This window comes from Paenibacillus mucilaginosus 3016 (assembly GCF_000250655.1).
Classification (GTDB): Bacteria; Bacillota; Bacilli; order Paenibacillales; family NBRC-103111; genus Paenibacillus_G; species Paenibacillus_G mucilaginosus.
In genome coordinates this window covers 6,214,507-6,233,727 of sequence record NC_016935.1, presented here as the reverse complement: position 1 = coordinate 6,233,727, position 19,221 = coordinate 6,214,507, and the positions used below count along the sequence as shown (strand labels likewise).

Annotated in this window: 15 protein-coding genes and 2 pseudogenes; 15 read left to right on the top strand and 2 right to left on the bottom strand. The window is 61.9% G+C overall.

Features of this window, described 5'->3' with window-relative positions:
- Positions 1–8: 8 nt before the first annotated feature.
- A complete protein-coding gene (locus PM3016_RS25510) occupies positions 9–1,280 on the bottom strand; it encodes a nucleoside recognition domain-containing protein (protein WP_014371445.1) in 1,272 nt (423 codons plus the stop codon).
- A 169-nt stretch (positions 1,281–1,449) separates the two neighbouring features.
- On the opposite strand from PM3016_RS25510, the gene PM3016_RS25505 reads away from it, so the two are divergent.
- Positions 1,450–2,535 (top strand): YlbL family protein, encoded by a 1,086-nt coding sequence (locus tag PM3016_RS25505; RefSeq protein WP_014371444.1) that lies wholly within the window; start codon positions 1,450–1,452, stop codon positions 2,533–2,535.
- A gap of 279 nt (positions 2,536–2,814) precedes the next feature.
- Here PM3016_RS25505 and PM3016_RS25495 read toward each other — a convergent pair whose 3' ends face one another.
- Entirely contained in the window at positions 2,815–4,062 is a 1,248-nt protein-coding gene (locus PM3016_RS25495; RefSeq protein WP_014371443.1) for a nucleotidyltransferase, read from the bottom strand.
- Between the two features lie 153 nt (positions 4,063–4,215).
- Here PM3016_RS25495 and PM3016_RS25490 point away from each other — a divergent pair, with 153 nt between their 5' ends.
- The 14 genes and pseudogenes from PM3016_RS25490 (at position 4,216) to ffh (ending at position 19,219) form a co-directional block, all read left to right on the top strand.
- Complete coding sequence (locus PM3016_RS25490; RefSeq protein ID WP_013919540.1) at positions 4,216–4,734, top strand: YceD family protein; 519 nt, start codon at positions 4,216–4,218, stop codon at positions 4,732–4,734.
- Between the two features lie 48 nt (positions 4,735–4,782).
- Positions 4,783–4,956 (top strand): 50S ribosomal protein L32, encoded by a 174-nt coding sequence (gene rpmF, locus PM3016_RS37575; protein ID WP_014652177.1) that lies wholly within the window; start codon positions 4,783–4,785, stop codon positions 4,954–4,956.
- Positions 4,957–5,118: 162 nt separating this feature from the next.
- Positions 5,119–5,763 (top strand): transcription factor FapR, encoded by a 645-nt coding sequence (gene fapR, locus PM3016_RS25485; protein WP_014371441.1) that lies wholly within the window; start codon positions 5,119–5,121, stop codon positions 5,761–5,763.
- Positions 5,747–6,754, top strand: a complete 1,008-nt coding sequence (gene plsX, locus PM3016_RS25480) for a phosphate acyltransferase PlsX (RefSeq protein WP_014371440.1) — start codon at positions 5,747–5,749, stop codon at positions 6,752–6,754. The genes fapR and plsX overlap by 17 nt, the downstream gene beginning before the upstream one ends.
- Positions 6,751–7,737 (top strand): beta-ketoacyl-ACP synthase III, encoded by a 987-nt coding sequence (locus tag PM3016_RS25475; RefSeq protein ID WP_013919537.1) that lies wholly within the window; start codon positions 6,751–6,753, stop codon positions 7,735–7,737. The genes plsX and PM3016_RS25475 overlap by 4 nt, the downstream gene beginning before the upstream one ends.
- A gap of 60 nt (positions 7,738–7,797) precedes the next feature.
- Positions 7,798–8,740: pseudogene (gene fabD, locus PM3016_RS25470) on the top strand (ACP S-malonyltransferase).
- 43 nt (positions 8,741–8,783) lie between these two features.
- On the top strand, positions 8,784–9,524 hold the full coding sequence (gene fabG, locus PM3016_RS25465; protein WP_013919535.1) for a 3-oxoacyl-[acyl-carrier-protein] reductase: 741 nt from the start codon (positions 8,784–8,786) through the stop codon (positions 9,522–9,524).
- A gap of 87 nt (positions 9,525–9,611) precedes the next feature.
- On the top strand, positions 9,612–9,845 hold the full coding sequence (gene acpP, locus PM3016_RS25460) for an acyl carrier protein (protein WP_013919534.1): 234 nt from the start codon (positions 9,612–9,614) through the stop codon (positions 9,843–9,845).
- A gap of 146 nt (positions 9,846–9,991) precedes the next feature.
- Positions 9,992–11,230 carry a beta-ketoacyl-ACP synthase II gene (gene fabF / locus PM3016_RS25455; protein ID WP_013919533.1) on the top strand — a complete coding sequence of 413 codons (1,239 nt, stop codon included), beginning with the start codon at positions 9,992–9,994 and terminating at the stop codon, positions 11,228–11,230.
- A 96-nt stretch (positions 11,231–11,326) separates the two neighbouring features.
- Positions 11,327–12,031, top strand: coding sequence for a ribonuclease III (gene rnc, locus PM3016_RS25450; RefSeq protein WP_013919532.1), 705 nt, complete (start codon positions 11,327–11,329; stop codon positions 12,029–12,031).
- Between the two features lie 478 nt (positions 12,032–12,509).
- A pseudogene (gene smc / locus PM3016_RS25445) lies at positions 12,510–16,088 on the top strand (chromosome segregation protein SMC).
- A gap of 190 nt (positions 16,089–16,278) precedes the next feature.
- Complete coding sequence (gene ftsY, locus PM3016_RS25440) at positions 16,279–17,277, top strand: signal recognition particle-docking protein FtsY (RefSeq protein ID WP_013919528.1); 999 nt, start codon at positions 16,279–16,281, stop codon at positions 17,275–17,277.
- Positions 17,278–17,421: 144 nt separating this feature from the next.
- Positions 17,422–17,772, top strand: coding sequence for a putative DNA-binding protein (locus PM3016_RS25435; protein ID WP_041619242.1), 351 nt, complete (start codon positions 17,422–17,424; stop codon positions 17,770–17,772).
- 34 nt (positions 17,773–17,806) lie between these two features.
- Positions 17,807–19,219 carry a signal recognition particle protein gene (gene ffh, locus PM3016_RS25430; protein ID WP_014371437.1) on the top strand — a complete coding sequence of 471 codons (1,413 nt, stop codon included), beginning with the start codon at positions 17,807–17,809 and terminating at the stop codon, positions 19,217–19,219.
- Positions 19,220–19,221 lie beyond the last annotated feature (2 nt).

Below are 19,221 nucleotides of genomic sequence, written 5' to 3'. Positions count from 1 at the left end.
GCGGCAGGCTACAGAGATTCGCGGTCCTGTCCGCGGTAGAAGAGGAAGGCCGCGAAGACGGACAGGACGAGCATGACGAGCAGCGCGGTGCCGAACTGCAGCATCATCGGGGAGACGAGCGGCCACAGGCTGTCCTGCTCCAGAGACCAGCCGTAGGCGGCGGGAGCGAAGTCGGCGAACGCGGGACGCTCGGCATGCAGCCGGCTCATCAGCGGCTGCCACAGCCCGAGGGTCAGGAAAAAGGCAATGCCCGCATGCTGCAGCCGGGCGAGCAGAAACCGCGAATACCGCAGGTCGGTGGAGGCGGTCAGGCTCTTGACCTGGGCGTGGGTGGAGAAGCCGCCCCAGGCGAGCAGCCCGCCGAGCAGCGCATAAGGCAGCGGAGCCGACGTGGTGCCCGCCGCCTGGGACAGCGCATACGCTCCGAGATGCGGCTCGAGCACACCGGCCAGCAGGGCTGATGCCAGGTGCTTCGCCTCCGGCGCGGCGAACCCGAGCAGCGACAGAGCGGAAGCGAGAAGCGACGGAAGCCCGGAGAGGTTCAGCGCGTGGAGAAGCACCGAGAACATCATCATGGCGCCGCCGATCAGGAACAGCTGCTGCACGCCGGAGGAGACGGAGTCGCCGAGCAGCTTGCCGAAGGTTCGGCCGTCGCGGGCTTTGGCGTCATGATACGCCTCCCAGGCGTGTCTAAGCCAGCCGGGACCTGTGCGGCGGGCTGCGCCTCCGGGTAAGGCAGCCCCGGAAGACGGCGAGTTCAGCCGGTGCCACAGCATGACGAGGGCACCCGAGACATAATGCAGCAGCGCCAGGGCCAGTCCGGCCGAAGGGCTCTGCAGGAAGCCGGTTCCGACGACAGCCACGAGGAAGACGGGGCTCATCAGATGGGAGCCGGCTAACAGGCGTTCGGCTTCTTCCCGCTGCAGCAGGCCGTCTTTGCGGAGCGGTCCTACCGCGGAGGCACCCGCCGGCATGCCTGCCGTGAACCCGAGGGCCAGCGGCCAGCCGGCGGCGCCGGGCAGCCGGAACAGGAGGCGCAGCAGGGGATCGAGCAGGGCTCCGAGCCCGTGCAGCACGCCCATTCCGCGCAGCAGCTCGGTGGCGATCAGGAACGGGAGCAGAGCCGGGAAGACGAGCTTCCACCAAAGGTGCAGCCCTTGGAGCGAAGCCTGGAACGCCCCGTCCGGAAACGCAATAATGCTCGCCACCAGGGCGAGCGCCGCCATGCCGAGGAAGAGGGTGGCCAGCCGCGGCGACAAGAGGGCTTGCAGGCGGTGCATCCGCATCACTCCAGCTTCGGTTTGTCGTCCGCCGGCGCGCCGGGGCGCAGGATGACAAGGCCGGCGGCGGATGGTACATGTTTACGCTTTGTCCGCATGGTTTAGACCAGCGGTGCGTAGGATAGCTAGAGAGACAGACCTTGAAGCCTGAAGGGCGGAGGGAGTTCCCATGGGAGAGTCCAGACACATCAAGCAGGCGTCGCGCATCGTATTCTCGGTGTTCGGGGCGATCCTGCTGCTTTTCTTCATCTATTTCATGCCGCTTCCTTTGTATATATTCAAGCCGGGGAGTGCCGATGTCATTGGCCCGATGGTGAAGGTGAGCCAGCCGGGGCCCGAGGACCGGGGCGAACTCATGCTGACGACGGTATCGGTCAGCAACGCGAATCTCATGGGCTACCTGCTCTCCTTCGTGCTGCCTTACCAGGAACGCCAGCCGAAGCAGGATCTGCTGAAGGAAGGCGAGACGGAGGAGGAGTATTCGCAGCGGCAGGAGGTCGTCATGCTGACGTCGCAGGCCGATGCCATGCAGGCGGCTTACAAGAAGCTCGGGATCCCGTACCGGATCTCGAAAGACGGGGTCGTGCTGCAGCGGGTGTATCCCGAGTTTCCGGCGCATGACGTGCTGCTGCCCGGGGATTATCTCGTGAAGATCGACAACAAGCCGATCCAGGCCTATGAGGATGTAAGAAGCGCCCTCGCGGGCAAAAAGGAAGGCGACCAAGCGGCCGTCACCTTCCGGCGCGGCAGCGCTCTGCGGACGGAGGATATCGCGCTGAAGACGCTGCCGGTGCAGTCCGGGGAGACGGGGCCGGCCCGGATCGGCCTCGGCGTGGAGCCGGTGGATGTGCTGAGCGTCAAAGCGGAGTCGGAGGCGCAGCAGGTCTCGATCCAGGCGGGCGATATCGGAGGCCCTTCCGCGGGGCTGATGTTCTCGCTTGAGATTTACAACAAGCTGGTCCCCGAGGATATCACCAAGGGGTACCGGATCGCCGGGACCGGTATCATTAATCCGGAGGGCCAGGTGGGTGTCATCGGCGGCATCCAGCACAAGGTGGTAGCGGCCGACCGGGCCGGCGCCGAGTTTTTCTTCGCCCCGAAGGATGTGACCGAGGGCGGAAGGACGATCGAGAATTACTCCGCGGCCAAGAAGCGGGCCGAGGAGATCGGCACGGAGATGAAGGTCGTACCGGTAGGAACCATGCAGGATGCGCTCGATTATCTGGCGGCGCTGCCGGCCAAGACCGGAGGCTGATGCTCGGAAGGAGCATCGGCTTTTTTTCGCGGATAAACCAAGGTGAAGGAACCGGCGGGGAAAGGGGTAAAAAGAGGGAAGCGCCCGCTCGGGAGGGGCATGCCCGTGGGCTGTACCCTGCGGGAGCGGCGGGGCTGCTGCCGGGGGACTCCCCTCCTCGTGGTCAGTCCGCGCTGCAGCGGCCCGGGCACGGCGGCAGGCCCGCTTCACGCCGGGCGGACGTGAAGCAGGCTTGGACGAGGCTCGTGGACTGAGCCGGGGCCGGAGCGGCAGCGCCGCTTATTCCGAATCCTCCCGCCGGACCGGCGCCTGGTAGTAGTCGCGGAACATCTCGCGGGGATCGGGGCGGTCGAAGCCCAGCGCGTAAGCGGAGGTGGCCCGCAGATCGAGCTCCAGCAGGGGCGGCGCATCGCCGGAAGGCACCTTGGTGAGGACAGGCACCCTGGCGGTCTTCTTCATCCGCTTGAGCAGCGCCTGCCCCTTCGGGCTGAAGCCCAGCACCCGCAGGTAAGGGACACCCCTGCGGAGGACCTCCGGGCGCAGCATCGCCTTGGAGTGCCCGAGCAGAATGTGCAGCAGCGTCCGCTGCAGCTTCGTGCGCGTGTAGCGCTTCGTCTTCAGCCGCTCGAGAAGGGCGGCGACGGCGCCTTCCCCGGCGACCGGCTGCCACTCGCTGAGCGCCGCCCGGATGCGGTGCTCAAGCCCCTCGGTCACCTCGTGGCAGTCCGCGAGCGCTTCCGGGCTCATCGTCGCCAGCTTCATCAGCAGTCCCTGCGCGAAGCGCTCCCAGCTGACCGGTGAGCGTCCGGCCTCGTACTCCCGCTGAAGGATGGCGAGCGTGGAGGGAGGCAGATACGGCGCCGTGTCGTCGAGGCTGCCCCCCTCGAGGAGGAGCTTGCGGATGGCGGTCGCGCTGGCAATGCGCCGGTCCGTAATGTCCTCCTGCCGGTAGTCCGCCTTCGTGCGGGCGATGGTCAGCGGGCGAATGGGGCTTGCCAGCCTGCGCAGGGCAATGAGATAATGCAGTCCCAGCGTGTTGTTCGGCTTCGCGAGCTCCTCGAAGCTTGCGCCGGGCACGAGCGAGGCGACCGCCCGGCTGTAAGCGGCCGGGTAAGGCAGCCCGGCCTTCAGCCCGAGCCGCAGCTCCTCCTGCAGCTGCGGAGGCTCCGAAGCGAGCACCTCGGCGGCGCGCTCCAGCCAGGCGATGTCGCCGCTCTCGCTGCCGAAGCAGAGGGAGTCGACGACGCCGGTCGCCTCAAGGGCCGAGACGGAGCCGTAGCCGAACCACTCGGCCGGCTGGGCCGCATAGGCGGCGGGCAGCTCGAGCACGAGGTCGGCGCCCATCGCCAGCGCCATCTCTGCGCGGGCCCACTTGCCCGCGAGCGCCGGTTCGCCGCGCTGGAGAAAATGGCCGCTCATGACGCACACCGCCGCGTCCGCTCCCGATACCTTCAGAGATTGTTGGTAATGATAAGAATGCCCGTTGTGCAGCGGGTTGTACTCGACGATCAGGCCCACCGTCCGCATGGTTCCAATGCTCCTTTTGTGCCGCTTCCTCCGCGGGGGCAGAGGGCGAGTCTATGATGATTTACTATAGCATGAAACGGAAATCAACTGAAAATGTTGACAAGGAGCGGCACCAGTCGATATAATAATCTTTGTCTGTTTGGGGTGATACTCATGTTTTTCCATATGAAAGACGTGGCAGCCAAAGGCGCCATCGTATTGGAAGGAACGGAGGACCTGACCGGCATACTGCCGACAACCGGCAGCCTGCAGAAGTTCGGTCCGCTTGAAGTGCGGCTGGAAGCTGTGGATCGGCAGGGAGCGGCGGAAGTCAGCGGTGACCTCCGCATCGATGTGGAGCAGTCCTGTTCCCGTTGTTTGGCCCCTGTGCATCAGCATGTGACCACGCATTTTCATGAGACGTTCGTCAAGGGTGAAGAGCCTGAGGAGTCGGAGGACGACGACGAGGAAGTGGATCCCGTCATCTACATATCCGAGGACCGGGTGGACCTGAAGCCTTTGCTTGCGGAGAGCGTGATGCTCGCGCTGCCGTTCGTCCCGTTATGCAGTGAAAATTGCCAGGGTCTGTGTCCCGTCTGCGGAACGGACCGGAATGTCGAGGCTTGCGGCTGCAAGCAGGACAAGGTCGACCCGAGACTCGCCGGACTGGCTGACTTTTTCAAACAAGAGTAGCACAGAGCACTGCACCGGCGGTGTGAATTCGTTGAAGGAGGTGGGAATATGGCAGTTCCTCAAAGGAGAACGTCCAAGACGCGCCGTGACAAGCGCCGGACTCACTTTAAATTAGAAGTTCCAGGCATGGTAAAGTGTGACAATTGTGGAGAATCGAAACTGGCTCACCGTGTGTGCAAGGTTTGCGGTCACTACAAGAAAAGAGAGATCATTACTCAATAATCTCTTATAGTTTCGAAAAGATAGTACTTCCTTTAGCGGAGTGCTATTTTTTTTGCCCGGCGAACCCTTCCATTTTCAACTAAAATCCATTATACTTTTTATGACTTGGTCATAAGATTTAGTGTTAGACCAGCGGAGACAACGCGTTACATAGAGCGGAAATTGCGCATCCAAGCTTATATAAAGGTGGTGCCCGGGATCGAACGCCTACCGAAACGACAGCGGCAGCAGCAGCTTGCCAAAGCGATAGAAGACAACCCGTTCATCACGGACGAAGATCTGACGAAACTGTTTCAGGTATCCATCCAGACGATCCGGCTCGACCGGCTCGAGCTCGGCATTCCCGAACTGCGGGAGCGGATGAAGCAGATGGCCGAGCAGTCCTACGACCAGGTCCGCTCGCTGCCCCTTCACGAGGTGATCGGGGAAGTGATCGATCTGCAGCTGGACAAGAGCGGCATATCGATGTTTGAAATCCGGGAGGAGCACGTGTTCTCCCGGACGAAGATCGCGCGGGGGCATCATATCTTCGCCCAGGCCAACTCGCTGGCCGTCGCGCTCATCAACGACCAGGTGGCTCTGACCGCAGCGGCGGACATCCGTTTTGTCCGCTCGGTCAAGCTGCAGGAGAAGTGCATCGCCAAAGCCTACGTGCGTTCCATCTCGAAGGGCAAGGCCAAGGTGGAAGTCTTCACCTACGTGGGCGAGGAAGTCGTGTTTCAGGGCCATTTTACCATCTATCATTCAAGCAAGGATTCGGGCAAGGACCGTCATGAAGGAGGAGAGCATCATGCGGATCGCAATTGATGCAATGGGCGGAGACCATGCCCCGGGGGCCTGTGTCGAGGGTGCGCTGGCGGCGGCCGCCGAGTATCCGGACACGGTCATCGTGCTGGTAGGGGATACCGCCCGGCTCGAGCCGCTGCTGCAGGGCAGACGGCCGGCGAATCTGGAGCTGCGCCATGCCTCCGAAGTCATCGAGGCGGACGACGAGCCGGTGAAGGCCGTCCGGCGCAAGAAGGATTCGTCGATGGTGGTGGCCGGCCGGATGGTGAAGGAAGGCGAAGTCGGCGCGATGATCTCGGCCGGCAACACCGGCGCCCTGATGACGACGGGCCTGCTTGTGGTCGGGCGCATGAAGGGCATCGAACGGCCGGCACTGGCCCCGATGCTGCCGACCCTGGACGGGGAAGGCGTGCTGGCGCTGGATCTCGGCGCCAACATGGACGCCACGGCGCAGCAGCTTGTCCAGTACGCCATCATGGGCAGCATCTACCGGATGAAGGTGCACGGGATGAAGAAGCCCCGTGTCGGCCTTCTGAACGTAGGGACGGAAGCGATGAAGGGCAACGAAGTGACGAAAGCGGCGTTCCCGCTGCTGGAGACGGCACCAGTGGACTTCGTCGGCAACGTGGAGTCGCGCGACGTGCTCCAGAAGCCCTGCGACGTGCTCGTATGCGACGGCTTTGCGGGGAACATCATGCTCAAGTCGATGGAGGGCACCGCTTCGGCGGTCTTCTCCGTCCTCAAGGCGGAGTTCACGCGCACCTGGTATACGAAGCTGGCGGCGGCTCTTGTGAAGAACGGTCTCGGCCGTTTCCGCAGCAAGATGGATTACACGGAGCACGGCGCCGCGCCGCTGCTCGGCCTTGAGGGGCTCGTGCTCAAGAGCCACGGCTCCTCCAACGCGACCGCCTTCAAGAATGCGGTGCGGCAGGCGCGCACCGCGCTCAGCAATGACCTCGTCCGCAGCATCTCTGTGGAAATCAGTAAGGGAAGCGAGTGGGAATCCCCATGAATTTACATCCAGTCGGCATTATCGGCTCCGGCAAGTATGTGCCGGACCGCGTGCTTACGAATCAACAGCTCGAGCAGATGGTCGAGACGAACGACGAATGGATCGTCACCCGGACGGGCATCCGCGAACGCCGGCTTGCTTCCGCCGAGCAGGCGGCCTCCGACCTGGCGTATGAAGCTTCGCTCAAAGCGATCGCCCAGGCCGGCATTACGCCGGAAGAGATCGACCTTATCATCGTCGCTACGGTGACGCCGGATATGTCGTTCCCGTCGACCTCCTGCATCCTGCAGGACAAGCTGGGGGCGAAGAAGGCGGCGGCTTTCGATCTCTCGGCAGCCTGCTCCGGCTTCATCTACGGCCTGGCGAATGCGGCGAACTTCATCGCCACGGGCATGTACAAATACGCCTTGGTGGTGGGAGCCGAAGTGCTCTCCCGCATCACCGATTATACGGACCGCAACACCTGCATTCTCTTCGGGGACGGGGCGGGAGCGGTAGTGCTCGGACAGGTGCCGGAAGGCCGGGGCTTCAAGTCCTTCGAGCTGGGAGCGGATGGCTCCGGCGGTTCTCTGCTTAAGGTGGAGGCCGGCGGCTCCCGCTGTCCGTCGACGCCGGAGTCGCTCCAGGGCAAGGGCCACTACATCTATATGGCCGGCTCCGACGTATTCAAGTTCGCCGTGCGCATCATGGGCAGCGCAGCCGAAGAAGCGCTGCGCAAGGCGGGGATCGAGAAGAGCGAGATCGATCTGCTGGTGCCCCACCAGGCGAACATCCGGATCATCCAGTCCGCCCTGAACCGTCTTGAGCTGTCGGAGGACAAGTGCATGGTCAATCTCGACAAGTACGGGAACATGTCGGCGGCCTCCATTCCGGTGGCCTTGGCGGAAGCGGTGGAAGAAGGCCGCGTGAAGGAAGGCGACTGCCTCGTGCTGGTAGGCTTCGGGGGCGGTCTGACCTGGGGGGCCTCCGTCCTCATCTGGTAACGGGGAGGACGAGGGCAGCCCTGCCCTGCAACTTACGACTGAAGGAGTAGAGATAACGCTATGGGCAAAATAGCTTTTGTATTTCCGGGCCAGGGGGCCCAGGCTGTGGGCATGGGCCGGGATATCGCCGAGGCCGATCCGGCGTCGAGAGCCCTGTTCGAGGCGGCGGACCATGCGCTCGGCTATGACCTCAGCCGCCTGATCTTCGAAGGGCCGGAGAGCGAGCTCAAGCTGACGTATCACACGCAGCCTGCGCTGCTCACCACCTCGATCGCTTACCTCGAGCTGTTCCGGCGCCGGCATGATGTGCGTCCGGACTTCGTCGCGGGCCATTCGCTTGGCGAATACAGCGCCCTGGTGGCCGCCGGCGTCCCTAGGCTTCGAGGATGCCGTCCGAACCGTCCGCGCCCGCGGGCAGTTCATGGACCAGGCGGTGCCAAGCGGCGAAGGCGCCATGGCGGCCGTGCTCGGCGCCGGGCGCGAAGCGCTGCAGACGCTCTGTATCGAGATCAGCGCAGGCGGGAATCCCGTCGAGCTGGCGAACCTGAACTGCCCGGGGCAGATCGTGGTTTCGGGCAGTGCTGCGGGCGTTGCGGCGCTTGCGGAGCGGGCGAAGGAAGCCGGCGCGAAGCGGGTGATCCCGCTGGAGGTCAGCGGGCCGTTCCATTCGTCGCTGATGAAGCCGGCTTCGGCGAAGCTGGCGGAGGTGCTCGAAGGCCTTGCAATGCAGGACGCCTCCGTGCCGGTTGTCGCTAACGTGAACGCCGGCCCGCTGACGGAGCCTGGCGCGATCCGTGAAGCGCTGGTGGAGCAGGTACACTCCTCCGTGCTGTGGGAGGACAGTGTGGCCTGGCTGCTGGCCCAGGGCGTCGATACGTTCATCGAGTTTGGGAGCGGCAGCGTCCTCGCGGGATTGATCAAGAAGATCGACCGCAGCGTCACCGTTATCAGCATCAACAGCCTGGAGGCGCTGGACAAGTACGGGCAGGAAACCCCGGCCTGATGCTTATGCCGGTCTGCCGACAATGAAAGGGGTATACGAATCTATGCTTACGGGGAAAGTAGCACTGGTCACCGGCGCTTCGCGCGGGATCGGCCGGGCGATTGCCGTCGCACTGGCAGAGGCGGGAGCCGACGTCGTCGTGAACTATGCCGGCAGCGAAGGCGCTGCGTCCGAAACGGTGCAGGCCGTGGAAGCGCTGGGCCGCAAGGCGGTCAAGATCAAGGCGAACGTCGGTCAGTCGCAGGAAGTCGACGACATGTTCAAGCAGGTGCTTGAAACCTTCGGACGCATCGATATTCTGGTGAACAACGCGGGGATCACCCGCGACAACCTGATCATGCGCATGAAGGAAGAGGAGTTCGACCAGGTCATTGAGACGAATCTCAAGGGCGTGTTCAACTGCATCAAGGCCGCGACCCGTCCGATGATGAAGCAGCGCTCGGGACGCATTATCAATATCTCCTCGGTGGTGGGAGCGCTCGGCAATGCGGGGCAAATGAACTATGTGGCCGCCAAAGCCGGCGTGATCGGCATGACCAAGACGGCGGCGAAGGAGCTCGCTTCCCGCGGGATTACCGTGAACTGCGTCGCTCCGGGCTTCATCGAGACGGACATGACCGACAAGCTGAACGAGGAGCTGCGGCAGGCGCTTCTGACGCAGATTCCCCTGGCGCGCCTCGGGCAGCCGGAGGACATCGCCAAGGCCGTCAGATACCTTGCTTCGGAGGACGCTTCTTACCTGACCGGGCAGACGATTCATGTCGACGGCGGCATGTACATGTAAGGCTGTTCCTGTTTTTTGTTAAGCTTGGGACGTGCTATGGCATTTTGTCCCTAAGTTCAGTATAATACCATGGAGGAGGTGAACCGGATGTCCGATATTTTGGATCGCGTTAAAAAAATCGTCGTCGACCGACTCGGAGTGGATGAGGCGGAAGTGACGCTTGAAGCTAATTTCAAGGATGACCTTGGTGCCGATTCTCTCGATGTAGTAGAATTGGTTATGGAGTTGGAAGATGAGTTTGATATGGAAATCTCTGATGAAGATGCAGAGAAGATCGCTACTGTAGGTCAAGTAGTGGAGTACATAAAATCTCATACCTAAGCAATAAGTCCCGTTTGTAATAGAACGGGACTTATCTCCATTCCACGGCAGTGCCAAACGCCAGGCGGCAGATGCTGCAGGCGGCCTGATTCTTTACCCATAACGACCATAATAACGAGAGTTATTCATAATAGAGGTGGACACATTTGAAACAGAGAGTTGTAATTACAGGAATCGGCGTGATGTCGGCGCTCGGCAAGGACCATGAGACGTTTTGGAACTCCCTGCTTGCAGGCAAATCCGGGATCTCGCTCATCGAGTCTTTCGATGTCAGCGAGTATCCGACCCGGATCGCGTCGGAAATCAAGGACTTTAATGCGGAAGATTATGTGGAACGCAAAGAAGCCCGCAAGATGGACCGGTACGTGCAGCTCGCTGTAGCCGCAACGAAGATGGCCTTGAAAGATGCCGACCTGAATCCGAAAGAAGGCGTGGATGCCGAGCGCATCGGCGTGTACGTGGGTTCCGGGATCGGCGGGCTGTCGACGTGGGAAGAACAGCATAAGATTCTTCTGGAGAAGGGACCGAAGCGGGTCAGCCCGTTCTTCATCCCGATGATGATCGCCAACATGGCGGCCGGCATGATCTCCATGCTTACAGGCGCCAAGGGACCGAACAGCACGGCGGTCACGGCCTGCGCAACGGGCACGCATTCCATCGGGGACGCCTTCAAGGCGATCCAGTACGGCGAAGCGGATGCGATGATCTGCGGCGGCGCCGAAGCGACGATTTCCCCTACCGGAGTCGCCGGGTTCTGTGCGATGCGGGCGATGTCGACCCGCAACGACGAGCCGGAGAAGGCCAGCCGGCCGTTCGATACGGACCGTGACGGGTTCGTCATGGGCGAGGGCGCAGGCATCCTGATCCTCGAATCGCTCGAGCATGCGCAGAAGCGCGGGGCGAAGATCTACGCCGAGGTGATCGGCTACGGCCGCAGCGGCGACGCTTACCACATGACCGATCCGGATCCGGACGGCGCGGCACGCTGTATGGCCAAAGCCGTGAAGGATGCGGGCATCGAGCCTCAGGCTGTGGATTATATCAATGCGCACGGAACATCCACACCGGTGGGCGACCGTTCGGAGACGACGGCGATCAAGAAGGCGTTCGGCGAGCATGCCTACAAGCTGGCGGTCTCCTCGACGAAGTCGATGACGGGCCACCTGCTCGGAGCGGCGGGCGGCGTCGAAGCGATTGTCTGCGCGCTGGCGCTGAAGAACGGCAAGATTCCACCGACGATCAACCTCGAGAACCAGGATCCGGAATGCGATCTGGATTATGTCCCTAACACGGCCCGCGAAGCGAGCCTGAACGTGGCGATGTCGAACTCGTTTGGCTTCGGCGGACACAATGCCACGATCGTGCTGAAGAAATACGAAGCATAACCTTTTATGCGGCTGTCTATACTAAAATAATTGTTTCCGGGAAGTCGTGTACCCGCTTCCCGGAAAACAAACTGCTAACACGAAGGTGATAAAGACATGCATCGCAACCTAAAGCTGCTTCAGTCTGAGCTCAACATCACATTCAGCAACCCTGATTTGCTCCGGCAGGCGTTCACCCATTCGTCCTATGTGAACGAGCACCGGATCGGCCAGTACAAAGACAATGAACGCCTGGAATTCCTCGGTGACGCGGTATTGGAGCTAACCGTCTCGGAATATTTGTTCGACAAATATCCCGACCGTTCGGAGGGGGAGCTCACGAAGCTCCGCGCTTCCATCGTCTGCGAACCGTCGCTTGTCGGCTTCGCCGAGCAGCTCGAGTTCGGATCCTATGTGCTGCTCGGCAAAGGTGAGGAGCTTACCGGCGGCCGGACACGGCCCGCACTTCTGGCGGATGTGTTCGAATCCTTCATCGGCGCGCTGTATCTCGATCAAGGGCTGGAGAGAGTCCGTACCTTCCTGCAGCAGTATATGTTCCCGCATCTTCCCCAGCAGGGCAGGCTGCTGACAGCCGATTACAAGACGCATCTGCAGGAGCATACCCAGCAGCACAGCATGGGGCAGCTCGAATACAAGATTGTCGATGAGCGGGGGCCGGCCCATGAGCGCGAGTTCGTGGCAAGGGTGTTCCTCGGCGAGCAGCTGCTCGGCGAAGGCACGGGCCGTTCCAAGAAAGAGGCGGAACAGCACGCGGCAGCGGAAGCGCTTGCCAAGCTGAAAGTCAAAGTGGAGCATAAGTAAGAAGATCGTAGGAAGCGGCGGCGCCGGGGGCGGACGCCGTTTTTGCGTTGCGGGCAGGGGACCCTGGGCCGGCTGCGATAGGTCTCCGGGGGGCCTGGGAGCAGCAAGGGTGGTGGGTTGGCGAACGGCTGGTTCTCTGCCCGGGGAGTAAGCTGCTGCAGGCCCGCGCGGCAGATGAACGAATGCGACGGGCAAGTTGTGACTCCCGCAAGGGGGCTGCCCTGCATTCGTACGGTGAATGTCCGGATGGCGGGGCGGGAACCTGAGGAGGAAACAGAAACAGGAACAGGAACAGCCCGAGGGTTGGTTTGAACGTATACATAGGGCAGTGATGATATGATTGCCTCTATTGAGGATTTACGGCTGACGGAGTTCTGAAGAAAGCCGGCAGCGGTGAGGCACGACGGGCCGTGCGGCGGCTCCTTTCTCCCTTTTTGGAAGAGGAATGTGGTACAATAGGTGCAGAGGTGAGTGAACGTTGTTTTTGAAACGTATTGAACTTTCAGGCTTCAAATCGTTCGCGGACCGGACCGAACTGGAGTTCGTGCAGGGCATTACCGCCGTGGTGGGCCCTAACGGAAGCGGCAAGAGCAATATCTCGGACGGCATCCGCTGGGTGCTCGGCGAACAGAGCGCCAAGTCCCTTCGCGGGGGCAAAATGGAGGATATCATCTTCGCCGGCAGTGACGCCCGCAAGGCGGTCAACTACGGGGAAGTTTCGCTTACGCTGGACAATTCGAGCCAGTCGCTGCCCCTGGATTTTCAGGAGGTGACGGTCACCCGGCGGGTGCACCGGCAGCGGCGAGAGCGAGTATCTGATCAACCGGCAGGCCTGCCGCTTGAAGGATATTACGGAGCTCTTCATGGATACGGGGATCGGGAAGGAAGCGTACTCGATCATCGGGCAGGGGCGCATTGAGGAAATTCTGAGTACGAAGTCGGAGGACCGGCGCGGGATTTTCGAAGAGGCCTCGGGCATCGTCAAATATAAATCGCGCAAGCGCGAAACCGAGAAAAAGCTGCAGGAGACCGAGCAGAACCTGCTGCGGATCCATGACCTGGTGACGGAGCTGGAGGACCAGCTCGAGCCGCTGCGCGAGCAGTCCGAGAAGGCGATCCGCTTCAAGGAGCTGAAGGCGGAGCTCAAATCCAGCGAGATCGCGATGTATGTCTACCAGATCGAGCAGATCTATGAGACGTGGACGGAGACGAACAAGAAGCTCGAGGTGCTCAAGGAAGAACAGCTGCAGCTCTCGAACTTCGTATCCGTGCATGATGCGCAGCTTGAGACACACCGTCTGGAGATGCGCAGCCTCGAGGAGCAGGTGGAGCGCCTGCAGCACCATCTGCTGCACCTGAGCGCGGAGTTCGAGAAGTGCGAAGGCCAGGGCGAGGTGCTCAAGGAGCGACAAAAAAGAACTACGCCGCGAACCGCGCGCAGCTCGAATTAGCGATCCGGGGCCAAGAAGTGCGGCTCAGCGGCCGTGAGGCGGAGATGGCCGAGCTTCAGGGGCGCCTGCGCGACGTGGCGGCGCTGCTCGCCGAGACGGAAGGCAAGCTGCGCGCCGAGGAGGACCGGCTGCTTGGCGTTGCGGGAGGCATCTCCAGTGAAGAGGAGGAACGCCTGAAGGGCGACTTGCTCGAGGTGCTGAACGAAGCGGCCAATGCACGCAACGAAGCGCGTTACGCAGAGCAGCAGCTCGAGGCGCTCGGCCGCCGGATGGACCGGCTCGGCGGGGAGAACCGCAAGTGGAAGGAGCAGCAGGAGAGCATCGCCCAGCGCAAGGCGGAGCTTGAGAAGCGTCTTGAGGAAGCGGTCACCGGCATCGAGGAGATGCGCAGCCGCTATATCGAGGTGAGCCAGGGGCTGAAGTCGAAGCAGTCGCTCTTCGAAGAGGCACAGGGCGCGCTGCGCAAGTGGGAGCAGAAGATTGACAGCATGATCTCCCGCCGGGATACGATGCGGGAGATGGCCAATGACTACGACGGCTTCGTGCACGGCGTCAAGGAAGTGCTGAAGGCGAAGGACCGCGGCGACCTCCGAGGCATCCGCGGTGCGGTGGCCGAGCTCGTCAAGGTGCCGGCCCACATCGAGACGGCCGTAGAGACGGCGCTCGGCGGGGCGCTGCAGCACATTGTCGTCGAGAACGAGGCGAACGGGCGGGAGGCGATCGCCTTCCTGAAGAAGCGCCAGCTCGGCCGGGCGACGTTCCTGCCCCTGGATGTCATCCGGGGCCGCAGCGTGCCGGAGCATGAACAGCGCAACATTCAGGACATGGAAGGGTTCGTCGGCGTCGCGGTCGATCTGGTGAAGTTCGACGAGCCGTACCGCAATATCGCCGGCAGCCTGCTCGGCAATGTGATTATAGCCGACACGCTGGAAGTGGCGAACCGCATCGCAGCCCGCGTCCAGTACCGGTACCGCGTCGTGACGCTTGACGGCGATATCGTCAACCCGGGCGGATCGATGTCCGGGGGCTCGCAGCAGAAGAAGACGGGCAGCCTGCTCTCAAGGCAGCGGCAGATCGAGGAGATGGACAAGGAGATTACCATGTCCGAGTCCCAGCTGCAGGGCCTGCGGAATAAGGCCGTATCGCTGCGTGAGGAGATTGCCGAAGCGAACCGGCAGCTCGATGAGCTGCGGGCCGTGGGCGAGAGCCGCCGCATCGAGGAGCAGCAGGTGCGCGCCTCGCTCGCTCCGCTGGAGCAGGAAGCGAAGCAGGTTGCCGACCAGCTCGCCCTCTACGGCGCGGACGGCGACTCGCTGACCGAGGAGCGCCGCGATCTCGAGCGGCGCGGGCAGGAGGCGAAAGCTGCGCTCGAGCGGCTGCAGCGCCGGGAAGCGGAGCTGCAGCAGGCGATCCGCGATGCAGAGGTGCGCCGCAAGGCAAGCGAATCCGCGAAGGAGGAGCTGCAGACGCAGCTCACCGACCTGAAGGTGCAGGTCGCCTCCCAGGCGCAGGAGAAGCAGTCGCTGCAGGCGCAGGAGAGCCGGATGAAGCTGGAGCTGCAGGCGCTGCACAGCGAGCTGCAGGGCAACCGCAACCAGCTGAGGCAGCTCGACCGCGACATGAGCAGCCATGAGCAGGAATCGGTGGAGCAGACGCAGCAGCTCAACGATCTGAAGCTGAAGCGGGACCAGTGTTCCGAGCAGCTCGATCTGAAGCGGGCGGAGCGGGCCAAGTGGAGCGCGAAGCTCGAAGCCGAAGAGAACAAGACGCGCGAGCAGCGCACGCAGCTGCGCCAGGTCGAGGAGCAGCTGCACCAGACCGAGGTGCGGGTCAACCGCCTCGACGTCGAGCTCGAGAACCTGCTCAAGAAGCTCTCCGAGGACTACGAGCTGAGCTACGAGCGGGCCAAGGTCAAGTACCCGGTGCCGGAGGACGTGCTCGGCACGCAGAACAAGGTGCGCGATCTCAAGCGGGAGATCGCGATTCTCGGCGACGTCAACCTGGGTGCCGTCGAAGAATTCCAGCGCGTCAACGAGCGCTACCAGTTCCTCGCGGAGCAGAAGAACGATCTCGTGGAGGCGAAGACCGCCCTGTACCTCGTCATCCGCGAGATGGACGAGGAGATGGGCAAGCGGTTCCGCACGACCTTCGATGCGATCCGCTCGCACTTCGTCGTCGTCTTCGCGAAGCTGTTCGGAGGCGGCCGGGCCGACCTGATCCTCTCCGAGCCGGAGAACCTGCTCGATACGGGGATTGAGATCGTCGCCCAGCCGCCGGGCAAGAAGCTGCAGAACCTGCAGCTGCTCTCCGGCGGCGAGCGGGCGCTGACCGCGATCGCGCTGCTCTTCTCGATCATCCGCGTGAAGCCGGTGCCGTTCTGCGTGCTCGACGAGGTCGAGGCGGCGCTGGACGAAGCGAACGTCTCGCGCTTCGCGGAGTATCTCCGCGAGTTCTCGGAGCAGACGCAGTTCATCGTCGTTACGCACCGCAAGGGAACGATGGAGGAGGCGGACGTGCTCTACGGCGTCACGATGGAGGAAGGCGGCGTATCCAAGCTCGTCTCCGTCCGGCTCGAAGAGGACGAGGCGATCATGGAAGCGGGCTGACAAGCCGAGTCAAGGGTATGATCTTCAGTTGAATGGACCTCATCGCCCCTTTGGGGCGGCGGGGTCCGTTTCCGGCTGTACGGGCCTTACCGGGAGCGGGGAGCCTCGGCGGCGGGGCCTTTTTGACACACCCCCCTCTCATAGTGGACAATGGAAGCATGAACATTCGATAAAGGTAGGTAGGTGCCCCGTGAGTTTTTTTAAGAAGCTGAAAGAATCCATCACTGCCAAAACCGAAGCGGTGACCAACAAATTCAAGGAAGGCCTCTCGAAGACCCGCGACGTGTTCGTCGAACGGGTGGACGATCTGTTCTCCCGGCGCAAAAAAATCGATGAGGAGTTCTACGAAGAGCTGGAGGAAATCCTGATCGGCGCCGATGTGGGCGTCAATACGGTCATGAAGCTGGTGGAAGATCTCCGCAGCGAAGTGCGCAAGCGGAAGATCGAGAATCCTAGCGAGCTGCAGCCCGTGCTCTCCGAGATGCTGATTGCCCTCCTCAAAGGCGACGAGCAGGTGAGTCTGAAGATGGCCGACTCCGGTCCGACGGTCATTCTGTTCGTCGGCGTCAACGGCGTGGGCAAGACGACGACCATCGGCAAGCTGGCGCACCGCCTGAAGAACGAGGGCAAGAAGGTCATCCTGGCGGCGGGCGATACGTTCCGTGCCGGAGCGATCGAGCAGCTCGAGGAGTGGGGACGCCGGGCGGGCGTGGACGTGATCAAGCAGCAGGCGGGCTCGGACCCGGCGGCGGTCATGTTCGACGCGCTGAAGGCGGCCAAATCCCGCGGAGCGGACGTGCTCCTGTGCGATACGGCCGGGCGCCTGCAGAACAAGGTCAACCTGATGGAGGAGCTCAACAAGATCTACCGCGTCATTACGCGCGAGATTCCGGATGCGCCGCATGAGGTGCTGCTCGTGCTGGACGCCACGACAGGCCAGAACGCGCTGTCGCAGGCGAAGCTGTTCGACGAGAAGTCGGGCCTCACGGGCCTCGTGCTCTCGAAGCTCGACGGCACGGCCAAGGGCGGGATCGTCGTGGCGATCCGCCAGGAGCTGAAGCTGCCGGTGAAGTTCGTCGGCCTCGGGGAGAAGATGGACGACCTGCAGCCGTTCGACTCGGACCAGTTCGTGCATGCTCTCTTCAGCAAATGGATCGGCGAGGCGGACAAGGCGGAAGAGCAGGTGTAATGCGGATTTTCGCCCGGGAAGGGCGTCTGCTGGTGGGCCTGAAATCCTGACAAGGAGAAAAGCTTGACATCTTCTTTCGGATTGGGTATGATAGTCTCTGTTGTTCACGCTGTAAAGTGTTTTACCTTAACGGGGGTGAGCACGGTGACCGAGGACGGCGTCCTTCTGAAGACGAACCGGATCAATCTCCTGTTCGATTTCTACGAGAAGCTGCTGACAGAGAAGCAGCAGATCTTTATGAGGCTTTACTTTCACGACGATTACTCGCTCGGCGAGATTTCAACCGAATTCGGGATCTCCCGCCAGGCGATATATGAACATATCAAACGCGCCGAGGCCGTGCTTGAAGATTATGAAGCGAAGCTGGGACTGGCTCTGAAGCATGAGCAGCGGGCTCTCCTCCTGGAGAAGCTCACGGGATTGTGCGACGGCCTGCCGGGGGAGCGGAAGCTTGAAGCGGTCTCCTTGATCGGGCGCCTGAATGAGCTCGACTAACACATAACAACATCCTGTAAGGTGGTGACGACCTGTGGCTGCATTTGAAGGATTGGCCAGCCGGCTCCAGAATGTGTTCAGCAAGCTGAGAGGCAAGGGCAAGCTCACCGAAGACGACGTGAACGAAGCCCTGCGCGAAGTGCGTCTCGCACTTCTGGAAGCGGATGTGAACTTTAAGGTCGTCAAGGAATTCATAGCCAAAGTGAAGGAGCGGGCCATCGGCCAGGAAGTGCTCCAGAGCTTTACCCCGGCGATGGTCGTTGTCGACATCGTAAACAAAGAGCTGACGGAGCTCATGGGCGGATCGCAGAGCAAGCTCGCCCGTGCGAATAAGCCGCCGACCGTCATTATGATGGCGGGTCTGCAGGGTGCCGGTAAGACGACGTCCACCGGTAAGCTCGCGAAGATGCTCCTGCAGCAGAATCACCGTCCGCTGGTCGCGGCGGCCGACATTTACCGGCCGGCGGCGATCAAGCAGCTGCAGGTGATCGGCGAGCAGCTCAAGGTGCCGGTCTTCTCGCTGGGTGACCAAGTCAGCCCGGTCGAGATTGCGAAGCAGGCGCTGCAGCATGCGAAGGATCACAATAACGACTATCTCATCATCGATACCGCAGGCCGCCTGCATATCGACGAGAACCTCATGGAAGAGCTGAAGCAGATCGTCGAGGCGGTTACGCCGCACGAGATCCTGCTCGTCGTCGATGCCATGACGGGTCAAGATGCCGTGAACGTGGCGGAGAACTTCCACAAGCAGCTGCCACTGACCGGTGTCGTGCTGACGAAGCTCGACGGCGATACGCGCGGCGGTGCGGCGATCTCGGTCAAGGCGGTTACCGGCTGCCCGATCAAGTTCGCGGCCACGGGCGAGAAGATGGACGCGCTCGAGCCGTTCCATCCGGAGCGGATGGCTTCGCGGATTCTCGGCATGGGGGACATGCTCACCCTGATCGAGAAGGCGCAGGCCGGCATCGACGCCGATAAGGCGAAGGAGATGGAGCGCAAGCTCCGCACCGCCGAGTTCACCTTCGATGACTTCCTCGACCAGATGGAGCAGGTGAAGAAGCTCGGTCCGCTGGACCAGATTCTCGACATGCTGCCGGGTGCCGGCAAGATGAAGGGCATGAAGGACCTCAAGGTGGACGACCGCCAGATGCAGCGCATCGCGGCGATCGTGAAGTCCATGACGAAGGAAGAACGGGCGAATCCCGACCTGCTCTCTCCAAGCCGGCGCAAGCGTCTGGCGGCGGGCAGCGGCAATTCCGTACAGGACGTCAACCGCTTCATCAAGCAGTTCGACGACATGCGGAAGATGATGAAGCAGTTCTCCAGCATGATGGGCCCGAAGGGCAACAAGCAGATGAAGCAGCAGATGAAAAAGCTCGGCCGCGGGTATGAAATTCCCGTTCTAATATATAGAACCGAAGATCTTACTCTGATGAGGAGGTGAAA

Excerpts from the sequence above, each read along its gene's own strand:
- PM3016_RS25510 (WP_014371445.1), bottom strand. The coding sequence starts at position 1,280 with ATGCACCGCCTGCAAGCCCTCTTGTCGCCGCGGCTGGCCACCCTCTTC.
- PM3016_RS25505 (WP_014371444.1), top strand. The coding sequence starts at position 1,450 with ATGGGAGAGTCCAGACACATCAAGCAGGCGTCGCGCATCGTATTCTCG.
- PM3016_RS25495 (WP_014371443.1), bottom strand. The coding sequence starts at position 4,062 with ATGCGGACGGTGGGCCTGATCGTCGAGTACAACCCGCTGCACAACGGG.
- PM3016_RS25490 (WP_013919540.1), top strand. The coding sequence starts at position 4,216 with ATGTTTTTCCATATGAAAGACGTGGCAGCCAAAGGCGCCATCGTATTG.
- rpmF (WP_014652177.1), top strand. The coding sequence starts at position 4,783 with ATGGCAGTTCCTCAAAGGAGAACGTCCAAGACGCGCCGTGACAAGCGC.
- plsX (WP_014371440.1), top strand. The coding sequence starts at position 5,747 with ATGCGGATCGCAATTGATGCAATGGGCGGAGACCATGCCCCGGGGGCC.
- PM3016_RS25475 (WP_013919537.1), top strand. The coding sequence starts at position 6,751 with ATGAATTTACATCCAGTCGGCATTATCGGCTCCGGCAAGTATGTGCCG.
- fabG (WP_013919535.1), top strand. The coding sequence starts at position 8,784 with ATGCTTACGGGGAAAGTAGCACTGGTCACCGGCGCTTCGCGCGGGATC.
- acpP (WP_013919534.1), top strand. The coding sequence starts at position 9,612 with ATGTCCGATATTTTGGATCGCGTTAAAAAAATCGTCGTCGACCGACTC.
- rnc (WP_013919532.1), top strand. The coding sequence starts at position 11,327 with ATGCATCGCAACCTAAAGCTGCTTCAGTCTGAGCTCAACATCACATTC.